This is a genomic window from Nocardioides sp. URHA0020 (assembly GCF_000620705.1).
Classification (GTDB): domain Bacteria; phylum Actinomycetota; class Actinomycetes; order Propionibacteriales; family Nocardioidaceae; genus Nocardioides.
This window is the reverse complement of the sequence record NZ_KK211166.1, coordinates 97,723-118,299: the sequence shown is the minus strand read 5'-3', so window position 1 is coordinate 118,299 and position 20,577 is coordinate 97,723. Positions and strand designations below refer to the sequence as shown.

The 20,577-nt window shown below is 73.1% G+C and carries 18 protein-coding genes and 1 other RNA gene; 13 read left to right on the top strand and 6 right to left on the bottom strand.

What is annotated here, in order from left to right:
• The first annotated feature begins 46 nt into the window (after positions 1 to 46).
• A complete protein-coding gene (locus tag N542_RS0104990) occupies positions 47 to 958 on the top strand; it encodes an oxygenase MpaB family protein (RefSeq protein ID WP_028642981.1) in 912 nt (303 codons plus the stop codon).
• Here N542_RS0104990 and N542_RS26405 read toward each other — a convergent pair.
• The gene (locus tag N542_RS26405; protein ID WP_155992855.1) at positions 945 to 4,604 is read right to left on the bottom strand and encodes a fibronectin type III domain-containing protein; all 3,660 of its coding nucleotides are present in this window, start codon (positions 4,602 to 4,604) and stop codon (positions 945 to 947) included. The genes N542_RS0104990 and N542_RS26405 overlap by 14 nt on opposite strands.
• A 69-nt stretch (positions 4,605 to 4,673) precedes the next feature.
• The gene (locus N542_RS0104980) at positions 4,674 to 5,297 is read right to left on the bottom strand and encodes a hypothetical protein (RefSeq protein WP_028642980.1); all 624 of its coding nucleotides are present in this window, start codon (positions 5,295 to 5,297) and stop codon (positions 4,674 to 4,676) included.
• Positions 5,298 to 5,390: 93 nt separating this feature from the next.
• Between N542_RS0104980 and ftsE the strand changes: the two genes are divergently transcribed.
• From ftsE to ssrA, 7 genes are all read left to right on the top strand, one after another.
• The gene (gene ftsE / locus N542_RS0104975) at positions 5,391 to 6,080 is read left to right on the top strand and encodes a cell division ATP-binding protein FtsE (RefSeq protein ID WP_028642979.1); all 690 of its coding nucleotides are present in this window, start codon (positions 5,391 to 5,393) and stop codon (positions 6,078 to 6,080) included.
• A gap of 56 nt (positions 6,081 to 6,136) precedes the next feature.
• Positions 6,137 to 7,048 carry a permease-like cell division protein FtsX gene (gene ftsX, locus N542_RS0104970; RefSeq protein WP_028642978.1) on the top strand — a complete coding sequence of 304 codons (912 nt, stop codon included), beginning with the start codon at positions 6,137 to 6,139 and terminating at the stop codon, positions 7,046 to 7,048.
• A gap of 106 nt (positions 7,049 to 7,154) precedes the next feature.
• Entirely contained in the window at positions 7,155 to 8,363 is a 1,209-nt protein-coding gene (locus N542_RS26400; protein WP_028642977.1) for a M23 family metallopeptidase, read from the top strand.
• Positions 8,364 to 8,427: 64 nt separating this feature from the next.
• Positions 8,428 to 8,907, top strand: coding sequence for an SsrA-binding protein SmpB (gene smpB, locus N542_RS0104960; RefSeq protein ID WP_028642976.1), 480 nt, complete (start codon positions 8,428 to 8,430; stop codon positions 8,905 to 8,907).
• On the top strand, positions 8,900 to 9,820 hold the full coding sequence (locus N542_RS0104955; protein WP_028642975.1) for an amidohydrolase family protein: 921 nt from the start codon (positions 8,900 to 8,902) through the stop codon (positions 9,818 to 9,820). The genes smpB and N542_RS0104955 overlap by 8 nt, the downstream gene beginning before the upstream one ends.
• Complete coding sequence (locus N542_RS23460; protein WP_036506802.1) at positions 9,817 to 10,197, top strand: DNA polymerase ligase N-terminal domain-containing protein; 381 nt, start codon at positions 9,817 to 9,819, stop codon at positions 10,195 to 10,197. Before N542_RS0104955 ends, N542_RS23460 begins: the two co-directional genes overlap by 4 nt.
• A gap of 47 nt (positions 10,198 to 10,244) precedes the next feature.
• Positions 10,245 to 10,615, top strand: a transfer-messenger RNA (tmRNA) gene (gene ssrA / locus N542_RS27045).
• Positions 10,616 to 10,761: 146 nt separating this feature from the next.
• Here ssrA and N542_RS0104945 read toward each other — a convergent pair.
• The 4 genes from N542_RS0104945 to N542_RS23455 all read right to left on the bottom strand — a co-directional run bounded on the left by N542_RS0104945 (position 10,762) and on the right by N542_RS23455 (position 15,719).
• Positions 10,762 to 12,048, bottom strand: coding sequence for a nucleotide disphospho-sugar-binding domain-containing protein (locus N542_RS0104945; protein ID WP_028642974.1), 1,287 nt, complete (start codon positions 12,046 to 12,048; stop codon positions 10,762 to 10,764).
• A 13-nt stretch (positions 12,049 to 12,061) separates the two neighbouring features.
• A complete protein-coding gene (locus N542_RS0104940) occupies positions 12,062 to 14,197 on the bottom strand; it encodes a glycosyltransferase (protein WP_197025860.1) in 2,136 nt (711 codons plus the stop codon).
• 89 nt (positions 14,198 to 14,286) lie between these two features.
• Positions 14,287 to 15,171: a hypothetical protein gene (locus N542_RS0104935; RefSeq protein WP_028642972.1), complete on the bottom strand. Its 885-nt coding sequence runs from the start codon at positions 15,169 to 15,171 to the stop codon at positions 14,287 to 14,289.
• Positions 15,168 to 15,719, bottom strand: a complete 552-nt coding sequence (locus tag N542_RS23455) for an RNA polymerase sigma factor (protein ID WP_036506494.1) — start codon at positions 15,717 to 15,719, stop codon at positions 15,168 to 15,170. The genes N542_RS0104935 and N542_RS23455 overlap by 4 nt, the downstream gene beginning before the upstream one ends.
• Before the next feature lie 175 nt (positions 15,720 to 15,894).
• Here N542_RS23455 and N542_RS26395 point away from each other — a divergent pair, with 175 nt between their 5' ends.
• The 5 genes from N542_RS26395 to N542_RS0104905 all read left to right on the top strand — a co-directional run bounded on the left by N542_RS26395 (position 15,895) and on the right by N542_RS0104905 (position 20,515).
• The gene (locus N542_RS26395) at positions 15,895 to 16,776 is read left to right on the top strand and encodes a CPBP family intramembrane glutamic endopeptidase (RefSeq protein WP_051551406.1); all 882 of its coding nucleotides are present in this window, start codon (positions 15,895 to 15,897) and stop codon (positions 16,774 to 16,776) included.
• 9 nt (positions 16,777 to 16,785) lie between these two features.
• A complete protein-coding gene (locus N542_RS23445) occupies positions 16,786 to 17,958 on the top strand; it encodes a sensor histidine kinase (protein WP_051551405.1) in 1,173 nt (390 codons plus the stop codon).
• Entirely contained in the window at positions 17,955 to 18,611 is a 657-nt protein-coding gene (locus N542_RS0104915) for a response regulator (protein WP_028642971.1), read from the top strand. The genes N542_RS23445 and N542_RS0104915 overlap by 4 nt, the downstream gene beginning before the upstream one ends.
• Before the next feature lie 91 nt (positions 18,612 to 18,702).
• Positions 18,703 to 20,091: a M15 family metallopeptidase gene (locus tag N542_RS26390; protein ID WP_155992854.1), complete on the top strand. Its 1,389-nt coding sequence runs from the start codon at positions 18,703 to 18,705 to the stop codon at positions 20,089 to 20,091.
• A gap of 10 nt (positions 20,092 to 20,101) precedes the next feature.
• Positions 20,102 to 20,515 carry an HIT family protein gene (locus N542_RS0104905; RefSeq protein ID WP_028642970.1) on the top strand — a complete coding sequence of 138 codons (414 nt, stop codon included), beginning with the start codon at positions 20,102 to 20,104 and terminating at the stop codon, positions 20,513 to 20,515.
• Positions 20,516 to 20,577 lie beyond the last annotated feature (62 nt).

Below are 20,577 nucleotides of genomic sequence, written 5' to 3'. Positions count from 1 at the left end.
CGAGGCACTGTACAGAACTGGAGTGGGTGCTCTAGTTTGCTCATCCATGAGGCGCGACCACTGGAGGCGGCGCAACGACGCCCTCGACCCGGCCACCGACTTCGTCGAGATCTACGCCAACGTCGTCGGCCACGAGTTCCCGTGGGACATGAACCAGGCGCTCGGCTTCGCGCTCTTCCGCACGTACGCCGTGCCCGGCATCGGCCGGCTCCTCGACGAGACCGGCCAGTTCACCGAGCAGACCCAGAAGCGGTACGACGACACCGCGCTGCTGCTGGAGCCGCCGACCCGGCTGGGGTTCGAGGACCCCGAGGCCAGGACCGCGATCCGGCGGATCAACCAGATGCACCGCGCCTACGACATCCCCGGCCACGAGCTCCGCTACGTGCTGAGCACGTTCGTCGTCGTGCCCAAGCGCTGGCTCGACGACTTCGGCAAGCGCCCGCTCAGCGCCCACGAGGTCGAGGCGTCGGTGCAGTACTACCGGACCCTGGGCCGGCACCTGAACATCAAGGACGTCCCGGAGACCTACGCCGGCTTCGAGGAGCTGATGGACTCCTACGAGGCCGAGCACTTCGCGTACGACGAGGGTGGACGCCGGGTCGCCGACGCCACGCTGGCGCTGATGGTCGGCTTCCAGCCGCGCGTCGCCCGGCCGGTGATGGGCCTGTTCAGCCGGTCGCTGATGGATCCGCCGCTGCGCGAGGCCTTCGGGTACGACGACCCGCCGGCCGCCGTCGTCGCCCTCTCACGTGGCGCGCTCAGGGCTCGCGGGCTGCTGCTGCGCGCGTTCCCCGCGCGCAGGGAGCCCAAGCTGGTCGAGGACCTGCCGCAGATCCGCAGCTACCCCCACGGCTACGACGTCGAGCGGCTCGGGACCTTCCCGGTGCCGGGTGTCGCCGGCTGCCCGGTGCGCCACGACGCGGCCGCCGGGGAGTCGCCCGTCAGCGAGGCTTGACCTTCGCGGACGCCGCGCTCCAGGCACCCCAGCCCTTGGTGTTGCGGGCGCGGACCTTGACCACCCAGGTCCCGGCCTTGAGTCGCAGCTCGGCCCGCCGGATCCGCGAGGACACGGCGACGGTCACCGGCTTGGGTGCCTTGCCCTTGCCGGCCACCCGGGTCGCGGTGATCCGGTAGCCCGCGATCGCTGCGCCGCCGGTCGTCGTGGGTGGCCGCCAGGTCGTGATCGCGGTCAGCCGCCCACCCTTCGCGCCCGGCTTCGTCGGGCCGATCCGGGGGGCGCCGGGCACGGTGACGATCGGCGCGACCGGCACCTCGAGGGACGTGGTCGCCCGGGCGCTCTGGCCCGCCGCGTTGTACGCCGCGACGGACACGGTGCGCTTGCCCGGCGCGAGGATGCCGAGGTGCGCGGAGCCGGTCGTGACCGTGGTCGCGAGCACGTCGTCGACGTAGACCCGGAAGCCGATCACCGGGGAGCCACCGTCGTCGGCGGGCGCCGCCCAGGTCGTCGAGGCCCCGGTCCCGGCGGACCAGGTCGCGGTGAGAGCGGTCGGTGCCGCGGGCACCCCCGGGACCGAGACCGAGGTCTGGGCCGCCGGGCCGTCGCCGACGACGTTGCGGGCGACGACGGAGATCGTGTGGCCGCCGGGGGCGAGGTCGGTGAGGCTGGTGGTGGTGCCGGCGACGGAGGCGGGCTCGCCACCGTCGACGGAGACCAGGTAGGCCGTCACCACCGCGCCGCCGTTGTCGACCGGTGCCGCCCAGGTGGCGGTGACGCCGGTCCCGCCGGCCCAGCCGGCCGTGAGCGCCGTCGGCGCGCCCGGTAGGTCGGGTACGACGATCTCGACGTGGACCGGCGGGCCCTCGCCGCCGGCGTTGACCGCCGTGATCGAGATGTCGAACGTGCCGGAGGTCAGGCCCTGCAGGATCGCCGTCGTCCCGTCCACCTCGCCGATGAGGATGTCTCCGACGCGGACCCGGTAGGTGAGATCGCCCGTCCCTGGCTCGAGGGGTGCGCTCCAGGAGAGGGTGGCCGTGTGCTCGGCCTGGTCCCAGGTCGCGCTCAGCTCGACCGGCGCGGACGGCGGCGCGGGCACCTCTGCGTCGATGGTCGCGGCGTCGCCCTCGCCGATGGCGTTGACGGCCGTGACCCCGACCGAGTGGCTCCCGGACGAGAGGCCGGTCAGGCTCGCGGTCGTCCCGGCCACGGTGTCCACCAGCTCGTCGTCGACGTAGATCCGGTACGACGTGACGGCGGCGCCGCCGTCGTCGGCGGGCGCGGTCCAGGACAGGTCGACGGCCGAGGTCGCGCCGTTCCAGGTCGCGGCCAGGTCGGTCGGCGCACCGGGGGCGACGGTCCGGACCGGCGTCTCGACCGTGCTCGAGGCAGCCGGCCCGGAGCCGAGGACGTTGCGCGCCTTCACGGTGATGGTGTGCGAGCCCGCGGCAAGCCCGCTCACGGCGGCGTCGGTGCTCGTGACGGTGGTGCTGAGCACGTCGTCGACGTACACGTCGTAGCTGAGGTCGGCGTAGCCGCTGGTCGTCGGCACGTCCCAGTCGACGTCGACGTGGGACTGCGCGTCGTTCCACGTCGACGTGAGGGAGGTCGGGGCGCTCGGCAGCTGGGGCACCACGTAGTTGAAGTCGACCTTCGTGCCCCGACCGACGCTGTTCTTCGCGTCGAGGGTCGCGGGGTAGGTGCCCGGGTCGCTGAAGTACGACGCGAGGTCGCTGCCCTTCACCGCCGAGCCGGCGGTCGTCCAGGTGTACGTCCCGACACCGGCCGCGTGGATGCTCAGGTAGTACACGCTGATGCCGGCGCCGCCGTCGTCCTCGGGGGGCGTCCAGGCCGGGCCGAACCTGCTGACCGACGGGTCCCACACCAGGTGGATGTCGCGCACCGTGCCGGGCACGATGGGCGGCGCCGTCGTCGCGGACCTGGCCACGCCGGGGCCGGCGCCGGTCCCGTTCGCGGCGCGCACCGTGAAGGCGTAGGCCGTCCCCCCGGCGAGGCCGGTGAAGGTGTGGCTGCGGGTCGCTGCGTCGACCGTCGTCGGGAGCCCGCCCGCCGCCGTCACGACGTACGACGTCGGGGCGGGGCCGCTCGTCGGGGGCGCCCAGCTGAGCGTGATCTCGGTCCGGGACGTCCCGGTGACTGCGACCGAGCCGGGTGCCGACGGTGAGCCGGCCGGGTACGACGGCGCGCAGTCGCCGGCGACGGTCAGCGTGTAGGCGCCGAGGCTGCCGTAGTCGGTGTAGCCGGTCGACGCCGAGCCCGTGCCGACGCCGTCGATCCGGGCGAAGGTGACACCGGCCAGGTCCGTGGTGATCGTCGCGGCCATCCCCGTGGCGGTCTTGGCGCCGGCCATCCCCGAGACCGGGTCCGCCGTCGCGATCACGCCGCCTGACGCGTCGAGCAGGGTGAGCTGGAGGTCGAGGTCGGGCGAGTTGTTGGTCGAGTCGGCGCGCACGGTGACGTTGCCGGTGCAGGTGCCGAGGGCGTAGACGTCCTGGTCGTTGCGGTCGGTGATGTAGCCGACCCGGCCGGTCGGCGGCACCGCGTCCGCGATCGAGGTGCCCTCCTGGTCGTCGCCGCGGACGCCCACCTTCGAGCCGATGATCGCTACGTCGTCCTCCGCGTTGTTGGCCCCGGCGTAGTCGCCCGGGCTGAACTGGGTGACCGGCTTCTCGTAGCCGACGCCCATGATCGGTGCCCAGTTCGCGTGGCCCGCGTAGTAGCCCACGGCCCCGGTCCCGTCGTGGTGGAGGCCGAGGGTGTGGCCGACCTCGTGCGAGGCCGCCTCCGCGATGTTGGGTGCCGTCCAGCCGGGCATCCCGAAGACCCAGGCGGGCTGGTAGTAGCCGTTGTCGACCATGCCGAACGCGCCGATGTACGCGACGCCGCCGCAGCCGCGATCGCAGTTGGCCGCCCAGGCGGCGTCGCTCCCCGTGATCAGCGCGCGAGTGCCGAAGACGTCGTCACCGGCGCCGCTGCGGAGCAGTGCGGCGACGCCGGGGTCCTCGGTAGTGACGTCGACGTCGAACGGCGCGTAGTCCTCCGCGACCCGGCTCCAGATGTCCTGGACCATCGCCCGCTCGTCGGCGCTGAACCCCGGGCCGTCGCCCCTGGGGTCCCAGGCCTCGTAGTTCCCGTCGGGCAGTGCCCCCGCATTCCAACCCGTGCCGGACACGGTCGTGCCGTCGAAGTCGAGGAAGATCGTGTGGTGGGAGCCCGGCAGGCTGTGCAGCGCGAAGGTCTCCTCGAGCGGCCGGGGAGCGGCCGAGACCGGGGGCGTCGCCGTCGCCGTCGTGGCTCCCTTCGGTGCCGGGTCGACGGCGTACAGCCGTCCGTCGGTGTCCAGCCACATCGTCGGGTCGCTGCGCAGCAGCCGGCTCAGCTCGGGGGCGGTCAGGTCGTTGAGCTCGGCGGCCTCCGCAAGGTCAGGGCCGAGCGTGCGGACGGCGGCCGCTCCGTGCACCGGGCGCGGCAGGTCGATCGTCGGCGTCCCGGCGACCCCGACGTCGAGCACCGGGGGTGGGTCTCCGGCGCGACCGTCCGCCGCGGTGGCCCGCGTGGTGGCCAGCGCGGGCATCGAGACGGCGATGAGCAGGAGGGCGAGCAATCGCCCGAGACGGTGGGTCACGTCGGCATTCTGGTGGCCCGGCGTCGCCTGGCGTGGGGTAATCGACCAAGTGCCCGGGTCGTGCGCGGTTCAGGCGCTGGCTGCCTCGGCGACCGCGACGCACCACCGGCCGGTCCGGTCGATGTCCGGGGGCGAGCCGGGCACCTGGAGCGAGCACGAGAGCCAGGCATCGCCGAAGAGGCCCTGCACCGTGGTCCGCCCGCCGCGCTTGGTCGTGCAGGAGACCGCGACCGACGGTGCGCCGTACGCCGGCGCGTCGGTGAGCCTCTCGCAGCGCCTGCCCCGACCGGTGTCCCGCACGAGCGCGTCGGCGCGGTCGGCCGAGACCGGCGGCGCGAAGACCCAGGCGCGCGCGACGGTGCCGTCGGCGGCGGTCCAGGAACAGCCGTACTCGTGGGCGACGTCGCGCACCCCGGCGGCGAGCCTGGCCCGGTCGCCGTTGGCCCAGCTGGCGGTGGTCGCCGCCTCGGCCCCCAGCGCCTCGGTCACGGCCCGCGGGGCCACCCGCGCGCAGAACTCGCCGCGGGCGATGACGACCGTGTCCGTCGCGTAGTCGGCGAGCGGCGTGCTGGTGGGGGTCGGCGCGGCCGTGGGGGCGTCCTCGTCGCTGGTGCAGCCCGCCAGCGACCCGCTCAGCGCCAGGCCGAGCGCCCCGGCGGCGAGGGCGGCGGCAGCACGGCGTACGACGAACACGACCGCCAACCTAGGCCACGCCCCCCGAGGGCGACGCGCCCGGCAGGGCCTCGCGCCGAGGACGCTCAGGAACGGCGGTTAGGCTCGATTCCCGTGATCCGATTCGAGAAGGTCTCCAAGGCCTACCCAGGCCAGGCGAGCGCTGCGCTCGACACCGTTTCGGTGGATGTCGAGAAGGGCGAGTTCGTCTTCCTCGTCGGCACCTCGGGCTCCGGCAAGTCGACGTTCCTCAAGCTCGCGCTGCGCGAGGTGCGCCCGACCGGCGGCCGTGTGTACGTCGCCGGCAAGGAGATCAACCGGCTCGCCGGCTGGAAGGTGCCGCGGCTGCGGCGCCAGATCGGCACCGTGTTCCAGGACTTCCGCCTGCTCAACAACAAGACCGTCGACGAGAACGTCGCGTTCGCGCTCCAGGTCATCGGCAAGTCGCGCGCCGAGATCAAGCGGGTCGTGCCCGAGACGCTGGAGATGGTCGGCCTGGAGGGCAAGGGCGACCGGCTGCCCGACGAGCTCTCCGGTGGCGAGCAGCAGCGGGTCGCGATCGCGCGGGCGTTCGTCAACCGGCCCCAGATCCTGATCGCCGACGAGCCCACCGGCAACCTCGACCCGACCACCTCGGTCGGCATCATGAAGCTGCTCGACCGCATCAACCGGACCGGCACGACCGTGATCATGGCCACGCACGACGCCGGCATCGTCGACCAGATGCGCAAGCGCGTCATCGAGCTCGACACCGGGCGCGTGGTCCGTGACCAGGCGCAGGGCGCCTACGGGTTCCAGCACTGAGTCGCCAGCACTGACCTGCCCGCGACCTTCCTGATCGAAAAGAGTCTTCACCTCCCATGCAGCTGCGCTACGTCTTCTCCGAGCTCCGGCAGAGCCTCCGCCGCAACCTGTCGATGCACATCGCGGTGATCCTGACCCTCTTCGTCTCCCTGACCCTGGTCGGCTTCGGCCTCCTGATGAGCCAGCAGTCCGGCAAGGCCCGGGACCAGTGGGGCTCGGAGCTCCAGATCACGGCGTTCCTCTGCAAGGAGCGTGACGACAACCCGGCCTGCGCCAACGGGGTCACCGAGGCGCAGAAGGCCGCGATCGCCACCGCGATCAAGGACAACCCCGAGGTCGCCGACCTGCGCTTCGAGTCCAAGGAGGAGGCCTTCGAGAAGGTCAAGGAGCTCCTCGGGCCGGAGAAGTTCGAGGGAGCCAACCCGGCCGCGACCGCCGACGACATGCCCGAGTCGGTCTGGATCACGCTGAAGGACCCCGACGAGTACCAGGGCATCACCAGCGCGATCATCGGGCTCGACGGCGTCAGCAGCGTGCGCGACCAGCGCGAGGTGGTCGGGCCGATCCTCAAGAGCATGCGGCTGATGCAGGTCGGTGCGGCCGCCGTGGCCCTCGTCCTCGTCGTGGCGGCCCTGCTGCTGGTGGCCAACACGATCCGGCTGGCGGTCTTCGCCCGCCGCCGCGAGATCGGCATCATGCGGCTGGTCGGCGCCTCCAGCCTCTACATCCGGCTGCCGTTCCTGCTCGAGGCGCTGGTGACCGCCGCGATCTCGGTCGTCCTGGTCGGCGGCACGCTGACCGCGGCGATGTACTTCGGGGTCGAGGAGCGGCTGCGCGAGTCGGTGGGCTTCATTCCGTGGATCGACTGGTCCAACCTCTGGTACGCCCTGATCCGGGTCGCGATCCTCGCGCCGATCCTCACGCTGGTGCCGACACTCCTGGTGAGCCGCAAATCCCTCAAAGTCTGAACTACCCGGGTTACGGTCGAGCCGTTCACTTCCCCGAACACGTGAAGGCAGACCGGTGCGTTTCTTCCCCCGTACCGCACGCCGTCGCCTGGTAGCGGCCACGGCCGTGAGCTGCCTGGCGCTCGGTGCGCTCGCCGTACCCATCGCCATGGCCGAGGACGGCAAGGCCCTCAAGGACCGCCAGCACCAGGCCAAGCGACAGATCCAGCACGCCAAGCAGGACCTCGACGAGTCCAGCTCGCAGGTGCGCCGCACCGCAGCCGCCCTCGACCGGGCGCGCGCCGAGCTCGCGGCGGCCCAGGCCGACCTGCGCGCCGCCAACGCCAAGCTGCACGCCGCGCAGCTGCGCGACGACGCGATGCAGAAGCGGCTCGACACCGCGGAGAAGCGGCTCGCCACCGCGCAGCAGGACCTGGTCGACGGACAGGCGGCCCTGGAGGCCCAGCGGCTCTCGCTGACCGACACGATCACCGACATCTACGAGCAGGGCGACCCCGGCCTGGTGGCGTTCTCGAGCCTCCTCAAGTCGCGCAGCACCACCGACCTGACCCGTCAGGAGGCCTACAACGCCGCCGTCGTCGGCCGCGAGGCCTACGCCTACGACGACCTGCACGCCGCCGAGGTGCTCCTCAAGGTGCGCGAGGGACAGGTCCAGGACGCCCGCGACGCCGTCGAGGTCGAGCGCCGCTCCGCGGCCGAGCACCTGGTGACCATGCAGCGCCTGCGCAAGGCCTCCGGCACGGCGCTCGCGAAGGTGCGCACGCTCGTCGTCAGCAGCGCCCGCGCGAAGTCGGCCGCCTGGGCCGCGCGCAAGCACGACCTGCACGACCTGCAGGTCGCCAAGCAGCGCGAGCAGAAGGTCCGCAAGCAGATCCTCGCCGAGGCGCGACGCGCCCGCGGCGGCTACCGCGGGTCCACCAACGGGCTCCTCATGCGCCCGGTGCCCGGACCGGTGACGTCGTCGTACGGCTTTCGGATCCACCCGATCTACGGCTACTGGGGCCTGCACGACGGCACCGACTTCGGCGTCTCCTGCGGCGAGGGCATGAAGGCCGTCGCCGGCGGGCGGGTGATCGCGAAGTACTGGTCCGACGTCTACGGCAACCGGCTCTACGTGTCGCTCGGCAACATCAACGGCAAGAACGTCACCGCCGTCTACAACCACGCCACCGGCTACCGCGTCGGCGTCGGCGAGCGGGTGCGGCAGGGCGAGGTCGTCGGGTACGTCGGATCGACCGGCTGGTCCACCGGCTGCCACCTCCACTTCACCATCCTGGTCAACGGCAACGCCGTCGACCCGATGAAGTGGCTCTGACGGCGGTCGCGGGCGGACGGCGTCCCGTCCTCACACCACTTCCGTCACCTGAGAAGATGGTGGGATGGCCAAGGAGACCGGGCGCAAGCTGATCGCGCAGAACAAGAAGGCGCGACACGACTACCTCATCGAGGACACCTACGAGGCGGGGCTCGTCCTGATGGGCACCGAGGTGAAGTCGCTGCGCCAGGGACGCGCGTCGCTCGTCGACGGGTTCGTCGACATCGACGGCCACGAGGCCTGGCTGCACGGGGTCCACATCCCCGAGTACACGCAGGGCACCTGGACCAACCACGCGGCCCGTCGCAAGCGCAAGCTGCTGCTCAACCGCGTCGAGATCGACAAGATCGAGCGTCGGGTCAACGAGAAGGGCCTGACCGTCATCCCGCTCTCCCTCTACTTCCTCGACGGTCGCGCGAAGGTCGAGATCGCGCTCGCGAAGGGCAAGAAGTCGTGGGACAAGCGCGCGGCGCTCGCCGAGCGGCAGGCCACCCGGGAGACCGAGCAGGCCATCGGTCGACGGGCGAAGGGCATCCGTGACTGATCCGGACCCCCGGCCGGTCGCGTCCGATGCCGGGGCCGTCCGGATGTTCTGGCAGCCCCTCGGGCTGCCCGGGCTCTTCGACGTGCACACGCACTTCCTGCCCGCCAACATCGAGCGCCGGGTGTGGGCGCAGTTCGACGAGGCGGGTCCGAAGATCGGCCGTCCGTGGCCGATCCGCTACCGGCAGTCCGTCGACGAGCGGGTCGACCTGCTGCGCCGCTGCGGCGTACGCCGGTTCTCGTCGCTGCCCTACGCCCACCGGCCCGGCATCGCGACGTACCTCAACGACTGGGCGCGCGTGTTCGCCGGCGACGTCCCCGAGTCGCTCTGGTCGGCCACCCTCTACCCCGAGCCCGAGGCAGCGGCGTACGTCGAGGCGCTGGTCGCCCAGGGCGCCGAGATCTTCAAGGTGCACGTGCAGGTGGGTGAGTTCCGCCTCGACGACCCGCTGCTCGACCCGGTCTGGGGCACCCTCGCCGACGCCGGGACGCCGGTGGTGATCCACGCCGGCGGCGCTCCGGTCGGCAACGACTTCACCGGACCGGAGCCGCTGGCCCGGGTGCTGGCCCGGCACCCGCGGCTGACCGCGATCGTCGCCCACCTGGGCGCCCCGGACTACCTGGCCTTCTGCGACCTCGCCGACCGCTACGAGCGCGTGCACCTCGACACCACCATGGTGTTCACCGACTTCTGGGAGACCAGCTATCCGGCCGAGCTCACGGCCCGCCTGCGCGACCTGCAGGACCGGGTGCTGCTCGGCACCGACTTCCCGACGATCCCCTACCCCTACGTGCACCAGCTCGAGGGCCTGGCCCGCCTCGACCTCGGCGACGACTGGCTGCGGTCGGTGTGCTGGCGCAACGGGCACGCCCTGTTCGGCCTCGGTCGCGACGCACCGGTGCCGGTCGAGTGATCTTCGTCGTCCAGCTGCACCAGGCCTCCACGCTGCACCACGACCTGCGGCTCGAGGTGGACGGCGTGCTGGCCTCGTGGGCGGTGCCGAAGGGACCCTCGCTCGTGGTCAACGAGAAGCGCCTGGCCGTGCACGTCGACGACCACGCCCTCGAGCACGCCACCTACGAGTCCGCCACGAAGACCCGGTGGGACCACGGCACCTACGACAACCTGACCGAGCGCGCCGGCGAGCCGGTCGACGTACGGTCCGCCATCGAGGCCGGGCACCTCAAGGTCGAGCTGTCCGGCGAGCGCCTGCGCGGGGTCTACGCGCTGACGCGGACCTCCATGGGCGGCAACCCGCGCAACTGGATCCTGGTCCGGGTGGTCAACTGATGTGCCTCGCAGACGCTTGCCCCGTAGACTGGTGGCACAACTCAAGAGGGGCTGATTGGTTTCGACTTGGGACGTTAGTCCCAGGGGAAGCGGGTCGAGAAGCCAACGTCATCTCGTAAACGATCGTTGGAAACCTATAACTGCCAACTCCAATCGCAGTTCCTTCGCTCTCGCTGCCTGAGCAGTGATCGAAGCGTCAGTCCGGGCACCTGTCTCCGTCCCGGGTCCTGGCGTCATCTAGGAGACTTGCTGCTCACTCCGTGTCGCGGAGGGTGAGCGGGACTATTCCGTGACTGAGCCTGTCGGGGACGTGTCCGTGCGAGCCCCGAGGCCGAGAAAAGCGACATCACGGACTGCACCCGGAGAAGACCTGGTTCGACGCTCGAGGACGCGGGTTCGATTCCCGCCAGCTCCACCCCGAGGTCTCCGCAGGATGTAGGCGGACTCCTCGCAGCACCGCCGGTCCCGGTGGGTCACCCACCGAGAGCCAGCCCTCTTGAACGAGAGCCGCCCCGACACCGTCGGGGCGGCTCTCGTGCTGTTGCCGCGCGTGCCCGCCGGTGCTCAGCCGAGCAGCGCCGCGCGGGCGACGTCGCGGCCCGGCTCCCGACCCAGTCCCGCGCCGATCTCCCGGGCCCGCTGCGGGGCGGGTCCGTCGAGGACGGCGCGCAGGGCGGCACCCAGGTCGTCGGCCGTCACCGTGTTCGGGTCGAGCGCGGCGCCCAGCCCGGCGGCCTCGATCGCCGCCGCCCCTGCGAACTGGTCGGTGGAGAACGGCAGCACCACCATCGGGACCCCTGCGGTCAGCGCCTCCGTGACGCTGTTGTTGCCGCCGTGGGTGACCAGCACCGCCGCCCGCGGCAGCAGCGCGACCTGCGGCAGGTAGGGGCGCAGCAGCCAGTCCGGCGGCACGTCCGGCAGGCCGGTGGCGGAGCCGGTCGCGACCGCGACCCGCAGGCCGAGCGGGCGCAGCGCCTCCAGCACCGTGGCGAGCACGTCACCGCGCGCCGAGAGGAAGCTGCCGAAGCTGACGTAGACCACCGGCCGGTCGTCGGCCTCGAGCCAGCTCCGGACCTCGTCGTCGGCCGGCTCGGCCCGCACGGCGGAGCCGAGGAACGCGTGCGGTGGCAGCAACGCCGTACGGGCCGGGTCGTGCAGAGCAGCCGGGTAGTTCAACATCAGCAGGTCGCCGTGCTCGGCGAACGCGTCCACCGACGGCGTGGCCCCGGGTGCCAGCACGCGCAGGGCGGCGTTCCACTCGGCGGTGAACGCATCGCGGACGTCGCGGCAGAGCCGGTGCAGGTCGGCGAGGTCGGACGCGGGCGGGGTGAAGGCGGCCGGCCAGGCGGGTGGGTAGCCGTACACCTCGTCGCCGACCGGCAGCGCGGACGGGTGGCCGAGCACGACGTCGGCGTACGGGACGCCGCCGACGGCCAGCCCGAGGCGGGCGCTGAACGCCAGGTGGTCGACGACCACCTGGTCGGGCCGGACCTGGTCGACGATGTCCAGGACGGCCCGCGCCCGCTCCACCGGGTCCCACAGCAGGTCGGTGCGCCGTGCCTCGGCCTGGTAGCGCAGCGTCGCGACCATGCCGTGCCGGGTGGCGGCGAAGAAGCCACGCAGTGCCGCGTCCTCGCCGGGTGGCTGCTGCTCCGCCCGGATGACCCCGGGGTTCGAACCGCGTCCCAGCACCAGCTCGGCCCGGTCGAAGCCGAACCCGGCCACGATCCCAGCGGTCGCCGGACCGGTGGCCACCACCACCCGCTCGCCGGCGTCCTGCCAGGCCGTCGCGATCGTGGCCAGCGGCAGCAGGTGCGAGGCGTAGTCCGGACTGATCACCAACAGGGTCATGCGCGCAACCGTGTCACCAGCGACCGGCCGTCCGCGCGGCACCGGCATAGATCGCGCTCAGCCGGGTGGCCATGGTCTGCACCGTGAAGTCGGCCCTGACCCGTTCCGTGGCCCGGTTGATCCGCTCCTCCTGGTCCGGCGCGGCCGCGAGGTCGAACGCGACCCGCATCCCTCGGGCCACCTCGTCGGGGCGGCGGGTGTCGACGAGGACGCCGGTCACCCCGTCCTCGACGTAGGTCGCCGGTCCGCCGGCTGCCGGGGCCACCACCACCAGGCCGGAGGCCAGGGCCTCCACCAGCGCCAGGCCGAACTCCTCCTTGAGACTGCTGCACACGTACACCCCGGCGGGGCCGTTGCCACCCGTCCTGCCCACCCGCGCGGCCGCCAGCCAGGCCGCCACCACGTCGTTGGGGCGATGACCCGGCATCAGCAGGCCCGCAGCGGCCGTGGGGTGCTGCGTCAGCACCTCGTCGATCAGGTCGAGCTGCTGGCGTTCGTCGGGCGAGGGGTCGGCGAGGTCGCCGCCGACGATCAGCAGGTTGCACCGCTCGGCCAGCCCAGGGTCACCGGCCCACGCCTCGACCAGGGTCGCCATCCCCTTGACCCGGTGCAGGCGCCCCACGCTGATCGCCAGCGGCAGTCCTCGGCGGTGCTCGGGCAGCGTGGCGACGAGCGCGTCGAGCTCGGCCAGCGCGGGGCTCGGCGGCCCGGGCCGCTCGAGCTCGGCGGCGGCCGCGGCGGTGACTCCGAGGTCGACACCTTCCGGCACCACGGTGAACCGGCTCGGCTCGCCCGTCACGTCGAGACCGAGCAGCTCGCGCATGTCGTCCTGCAGCTGCGGGCGGGGGAAGAGGACGATGTGTGCGGAGTCCGCGGCCAGTCGCTGCACCAGGCGGGCGCGGAACCAGTAGTGCTCCCGCTCGTCCTCGCTGCCGAAGTTGCCCCGGTGCAGGGCGCCGGTCATGTCCAAGGCGTGGATGACGGCGTGCGGGTCGGGCGCGAGGGTAAAGACCACCGGGATGCCCAGCTCGCGAGCCACCTTCGCCGCGGCCAGGCTGCCCACCTCGGCCATCCGCAGGTGCAGCACGTCGGCGTGGTGGGCCCGCAGCACGCGGCGGATCCCGCGCTCGGCCGCGACCCGCGACGGCCACGCCTGCGCGGCGGAGGCGGCCTCGGTCAGCAGCGGCACCGGGGTCAGCAGGTGTCCCTCGCCAGGGGTGAGCGCCTCCAGGGCGGCGCGGGCGGTGCCGCGGGAGAGGGTCAGGACCCGCCCGACGCCGGGCTCGGTCGCCAGTGCGGCACCCAACCGGACCAGCAGGGTGGCGACGCCGCCGTTGTCACCGGCACCGGCGCGGCTGAGGTCGTGGTCGATGTCGGCGTGCAGGAAGAGCTGCGCCACGGTCAGACCGTGGCTCGCGCTGCCGCGCTCGACGGAGTCCATGCCGGGGTCCATGCCGAGGTCGACGCCGAGGTCGATGGCGGCGAGCCGGGCGACGGTGCCCAGGTCGCCGGCGGCCGTGCTGAGGTGCCGGACCATCGCCACCGTGGCGGCGTCGGCCGGACGGTCACCGAGGGCGGCGACCGCGGTCAACCGGACGGTCAGGTGCTCGCCGGGGTCCACGGCGAGCTCGAGCAGCGCCCGGCCGGCGAGGGGACCCGGCACCAGTCCGAGCGTCTCGACCAGCCTGCTGCGGACGTCGGGACCGGCTGACCCGGCCAGCGCGCCCTCGATGGCGAGCGCGACCTGCTCCGGCGCGGCTGCGGCCCACCGCGCGAGCGTGCGCTGGGCGAGGACGCCGGAGAACCCGCCACCCACGACGACCCCGACCAGCCTGCCGATCGCGTCGAGGCGGGGGAGTCGCACCTTGAGCGCCCAGCTCGCGTGCTCGCGCAGGAAGGGCCGCGGGTGCGACAGCAGGTCGGCCAGGACGGCGTCGGCCCCGTCGTCGAACACCCGGGCCAGGGCGTGGACGGCCGCCACCGCGCTCAGCTCGTCCGGCTCCTGGATCGCGGCAGCCAGCAGCCGCACCGACTCCGGTCCCCCCTCGCCGGCAGCGGCGGCCGCGAGACGATCCCCGCTGCGCAGCACGTCCACCACGAACGGCGCCTGCTGGACCTCGTCGAGGGCGCGCCGAAGGGACAGCTCCATGCCTCGTCTTCGACGCCGTCGCTCCAGCGGATGGGTGGAGATCCCGATCGGTCTAGACCACCGCTCCGGAGACCGACGCTCGGTCCCGCTCAGCGGGTGGGGTGGACGGGAGCCACGTCGCGGAGCAGGGTGCCGTCTCGCAGGGTGATGTCGTAGCGCAGGATCCGGCCGGGGCCGCCGTCGTCGGCGGCCGTGCGACGTGGGGTCGGGCCCGCAATCGTGCCGGGCCACCAGGCCGCGTAGGTCCCGTGGTCCACCGATGCCTCGACGGTGGTCGGGCCCGCATGGATGGTCACCGCGACCACGTCGGGCCCCACCTCACCGTTGGTGGTCGCGGCCTCCTCGCTGCGGCCGAGTCCGAGGATCCCGCCTCCGACGCTGAGCTCCGACATCGGTCCCTCGACGAGCTCGTGACCCTCGGGCGCTCGCCAGCCGCCCCCGCCGGCGACGGTGTGGGTGACGTCCGTGGGCTTCTCCGTGGAACCCGGGGGCAGGTGCCCGAGACAGGCCACGCTGAACCCGTAGCGATCCGGTCCGGTCCACGTCAGCAGGACCGACACCCAGTCGCCGCGCCGGTCCACCAGCCCGGTGCGCAGGTCCCCGCTCGCGACCCGCGGGGCACCGTCTCCTCCGACGGCGTCGCCGACCTGGTCGAGGCACGCGCTGCGCAGCGCTCGGCCGTCGTGCTCGGACGCGGTCACGGGCACCTCGGTCCAGCTCGCGAAGGCCGGCTGGCCACCTGACGTGAGCGGGAGCACGACCGCGGCCGTCGTCACGACAGCGGCAGCGGCCCCCCAGGCGACACGTCTCGCCGGACGCCGTGCGCGGGACGGGGTGACGACCACCGGCAGGTCGGGGTCGGAGGCCAGGACCGACGCGAGCAACCGGTCCTGCCGGTCGCGGTCGACCTCGTCGTCGAGGGGCGCGGCGTCGAGCTCGCGCAGCTGCTGGTCCAGTGTCGGGTCGTCGATCACGAGGAGACCTCCGGGGCGAGGGCCCTGGCAGCCGCCAGGGCGAGGGAGTGGTCGAGGTGCCGCGCCAGGGCCCGTCGGGCCCGGGTGAGACGGAGCCGGTAGGCCGCAGCGGAGATGCCGAGGACCCTGCCCGCCTGCGGCGAGGTGAGGTCCTCCCACACCGCCAGGGCCAGGACCTCCTGCTCCCCAGGCGTCAGGCGCTGCCACGCGTCCGCCATCTCGAGGCGGTCGCCGACGGTGTCGGCCTCCTCCCGGCGGGGCTCGGCAGGGCGGGCCGCCAGCCGGACCGCCACCGCACGCTGCCGGTTGTCGCCGCGCGTCGCGTTGAGCAGGCAGAGCCGGGCCACCGCGTAGAGCCACGGCAGCGCCTCGCCCGGGCGGTCCGGTACGTCGTCCGCGCGACGCCACGCGACCACGAAGGTCTCGGCGACCACGTCGTCCGCGCTCGCGGGATCGGTGCGCCGCCGCGCGAAGCGCAGGACGTCGTCGTAGTGGGCGGCGTACAGCGAGCGGAAGCGCTCCTCCGACGCCGGTCTCATCTGTCCCATGCCCCTCTATGTCCGGATGTCGTCCCCGTGCAACAAGGGTGCCGCAGGAGATGGCACCGGTCCGCGGATCACCGCCCGCGAGCGGACCCGGCCCCGGGGACGGGGGTCTCGGGACAGAGGCGGGTCGAGTCTGCAGCCAGAGGTGCGCGGCCCGGGCCGGCGCGAGGGTTGGACCATGAACCCGATCACGAGCTCGACCACGAAGTCGACCACGCAAGTCAGGCGCGAGGTAGCGGCGTACATCGCCCTCGCCTACGCGCTGTGCATCGCGGTGGTGGTGGCACTGCCACACGCGAACATCAACATGATGCTGGCCGTCCTGGTCCCGACGGTCACCGTCGCGATCCTGACCTTCACCATCACGCCCCGCGGAGGCCGCCGAGCGCTCTGGGGGTCGTTCGGGCTGAACCGGGCGGCCGTGCGCACCTGGCCGAGCGCCCTGCTGATCCCGATGGTGCTGTGCGCGGCCGCCTACGCGACGGCGGTCGCCGTCGGTGCGGGGCGGCTGCAGGTCGACGCGTCCGACGGAGACCTGACCTGGTGGACCAACCTCCCGATCAGCCTGGCGATGGGCACCGTGTTCATCCTCGGCGAGGAGATCGGGTGGCGTGGCTACCTGCTGCCGAGGATGCAGCAGCTGCTCCCGGACCGGAGGCGGGCAGCGCTGGCGACCGGCTTCGTGCACGGGTGCTTCCACCTGCCGTTGATCCTGATCGGCACGACGTACGACAACGAGGTCCCCGGCTGGGTGGCGGCCCCCGCCGCGGTCGCCCTGATCACTGCGGGTGGCGTCTTCTACGCCTGGATCTGGGACCGGTCGAGGTCGGTCTGGCCGGTCGCGATCGCGCACAACACCGTGAACACGGTCTTCGACCTGGGGGCGGCGGCGGTCGTCGCGACCGGCGGCGCCAACATCGCGTACGTCGCGGGCGAGACCGGCGTCGCGACGCTGGCCGTCGTGGTCGTGACCGCCGTGGTGCTGTGGCGCTACGCCCGGGTGTGGCACGCACCGGCGCCGCAGGCGGAGCGGCGGCCGGCACCGGTCGCTGCCGCGTAGTCCCCGACCATGACTGCGCAGACGGCGCCGCGGGCGGGTCGGCGGAGCGGGTGGACGGTCGCCTCCCGGCGGCTGGAGCCCTACCTCGATCCCGCCGTCGGCGTCCTCGCGGCGGGGTTGGCCCTGACGTCGCTGCTGGCGGCCGACCCGGGCTCCATCGACCAGCGTCTCGAGGACCCGGACGTCATCGCGGTGGTGGCGACGGTGGCCGCCGGAGGGGCACTCGCCTGGCGTCGGAGCCGTCCGGTGCCGTCGTACGCCGTCATGCTGGCGGGCTGCCTCGTGGTGAGCCTGTCGGACCACTACATCGGGCTGCTCTCGGTGCTGTTCCTGGTCAGCCTGTTCTCGCTCTCCGCCCACGGAGGACGGCGCGACGGGCTGATCGGGCTCGGGGTGGGCGTCGTGTCGTTCGTCGTCCTGGCCCTGCTCGACGTCCCCGACCTCGGCACCTCGGTGCTGCTGCAGTCGCTGGCCCTGCTCGTCGCCGCCTGGGCGCTCGGGGACGCGGCCCGCTCGCGGCGCGAGCAGCAGCGTGAGCAGGAGCGTGAGCTGGTGGAGGCGGCGGTCTCCGACGAGCGACTCCGCATCGCTCGCGAGCTGCACGACGTCGTCGCGCACAGCATGTCGCTGATCGCCGTGCAGGCCGGGGTGGGTGCGCACGTGATCCGCACGGACGCGGCAGCGGCCGAGCAGAGCCTCGAGGTCATCGCCGAGACCAGCCGCCGGGCCCTGGAGCAGACCCGCTCGATGCTCGGGATGCTGCGCGACACCGCGGAGGACGGGGCCCGGCCACCCACCCAGGGGCTCGGCGACCTGGCCGGTCTGGTCGACGACGTCCGGGCCACGGGGCTCGAGGTCCGGCTGAGTCTCCCCGCGCCGCTGCCCGACCTCGACGCCGCCGCCTCGCACGCGGCCTACCGGATCGTCCAGGAGTCGCTGACCAACATCGTCAAGCACTCCGCGGCGCGTACGGCGACCGTCACGCTGACCGCCACGGCGAGCGGCCTCGCCATCGAGGTGACCGACCCGGGCCCGGCGCGACCGGGTCCCGGTCCCGGCTCCGGGCACGGACTGCTCGGCCTGCGCGAGCGGGTCCGGCTGCTCGACGGTGCCCTCGACGCCGGACCGCTCGGCAGCGGCTACCGCGTTCGGGTCGACCTGCCGGCACGGGTCTCCCGATGATCCGCGTCGCCGTCGTGGACGACCAGGACCTGGTGCGCGCCGGGTTCCTGCTCCTCCTCGGCTCCGCGGCCGGCATCGAGGTCGTCGGCGAGGCCGGTGACGGCCTCGAGGCGATCGCCCTGTGCCGGCGTACGGCGCCCGACGTGGTGCTCATGGACGTCCGGATGCCGCACCTCGACGGCCTGTCGGCGACCCGGACGATCCTGGTCGACCCCGCCTGCGCCGACACCCGGGTCATCGTGCTCACCACGTTCGACGACGACGAGGTCGTCCTCGAGGCGCTGCGATCGGGAGCCAGCGGCTTCCTGCTCAAGGACACCCGGCCGGCGCAGCTGCTGGAGGCGATCGAGGTCGTGGCCGCCGGCGAGGCGCTGCTCCACCCGCGGGTGACCCGGAGGCTCATCGAGCAGCTCGCCGCGCTCCCGCCGCGCACGAGGGCACCCGAGGACCACCTCACCGGTCGGGAGCTCGACGTCCTGCTCACCGTGGCGCGCGGCCTGTCCAACCAGGAGATCGCGGCCGAGCTCCACCTCGGGTACGGCACGGTGAAGACCCACGTGAGCAACCTCCTCACCAAGCTCGACTGTCGCGACCGGGCGCAGCTGGTCATGTACGCCTACGAGGCCGGGCACGCCGTGCCGGGGGGTCCCTAGACGCCCGCACCCGCCGCCGTTCGTCGTGCGCCGGCGGTCGCCGACACCCCGCTGCGCGCTTGCAACCGGCGCAGATGGGAACATGGAGCGCATGTCACTCGGGACTCGGCTCTGCGTGGTCGTGTGCGCTCTCGCACTCGCCACCGGCATGATGACGGCCGCCGGCGCGGCCACCACCTCCAGGCTGAGCCTGACGGCGTCGAAGGCGTTCGCGGACAACGACTCCACGGTGCGCGTCGCCCTCACCGACGAGACCGGGGCACCGGTCGTCGGCGCCTCGGTCGTGATCGAACGCCGTCGCAAGGGATCCTGGACACCGGTCGGCACCCTCGTCACCGGCGCCGACGGGCGTGCGTCCACCGCCGTCACCGTGTCGCGGACCGCCGCGGACAACCGCGTGCGGGCGTCGTACGCCGGGGACGCGGACCACCCGCCGGTGCAGGCCGAGCGGCAGGTCCCGATGGTGCTCCGCACCGGTCGGGTCTCCCTGGTCGCCCCGAAGACGGTCGTCGACGAGCACTCGGTGCGGTTGCGGGTGCGGTGGGCCGCCAGCAACGGCCAGCGCGTCGCCGGCAAGGTGCGGGTCTACCGCCGGGTCGCCGGCGGGAGCTGGCTGGCCTACGCCGTCGTCGCCACCGGCAGGAACGGCCTCGGCTCGCTCAAGGTGACCCCCCGCAAGGACACCTCCTGGCAGGTGCGGGCGCCCCGGCTCGACTGGGTCACGGCCGCGCGGAGCGCCGTACGCCGCATCGACAACCTCCCGCCGGGCCGCCCCGTGAGGCTGCCGAAGGCGGCACCCAGCCCCCGCATCAAGCTGCCCGTGCAGCGCCACGCCGTGGGCCGGGGAGCGCACGTCAGCATCACCGGGCTCAGCGACGCGGTGTGGCGCCAGATGGTCGGCGTCAGCTGGCACTCGGGGTGTCCGGTCGGGCGTGGCGGGCTGCGGATCATCCGGGTCAACTACTGGGACTACCAGGGCTACCGTCGCCGCGGTGAGGTCGTGGCCAGCACCGGCGCCGCCGGCGCGATGGGTGCGGCCCTGGCGGAGATGTACCGCCGCAAGCTGCCGATCCGCGCGATGTACCGCGTCGACCGGTTCGGCTGGAGCGACCGCTCGCACGGCGGCAACGACTACGCCTCGATGGCGGCCGGCAACACCTCGGCGTTCAACTGCCGCGACGTCACCGGGCGTCCCGGCCACCGCTCGCCGCACTCGTGGGGCCGCTCGCTCGACGTGAACACCTGGGAGAACCCCTACCGCTCGGCGCAGGGGCTGGTGCCCAACTCGTGGTGGCAGTCGCACTCCGACAAGCGCGTCGCCTGGCGCTCCCGCTCGCACGCCGTGGTCAAGGTGATGGCGCGGCACGGTCTGCGCTGGACGTACGGCAACGGCGACACCCAGCACTTCGACTTCGTCGGCAAGGGCAGCGCGCGGTCGGCCGCGGGCGGCCCGGAGGCCTGCACCCGGTTCTGCGACTAGCGTTGCCGGCATGAGTGCCGCCTGCGTCTTCTGCTCGATCATCGCCGGCGAGCTCGACGCCGACTTCGTGCTCTCCGACGACGACGTGGTGGCCTTCCTCGACCGTCGTCCCGTCTTCAAGGGTCACGTGCTGCTGGTGCCGCGTGAGCACGTCGTGACGCTGCCGGACCTGCCGGCGGCGCTGCGCGACCCGTTCCTGGCCGCTGCGCAGCGGCTCGCGAGCGCGGTGGTGGACGGGCTCGAGGCGCAGGGCAGCTTCGTGGCGATGAACAACGTGGTCAGCCAGTCCGTCGCGCACCTGCACCTGCACGTCGTGCCCCGCACCAAGGGCGACGGGCTCCGCGGGTTCTTCTGGCCGCGCACGTCGTACGCCGAGGGGGAGTCCGCGCAGTACGCCGCCCGTCTGCGCGCCGTCCTCGCCTGACCGCGGCGGGCGCGGTGGTGATCCAGCACGGCCACCGGTGAGCGACTCGTTCGCGGAGCGCC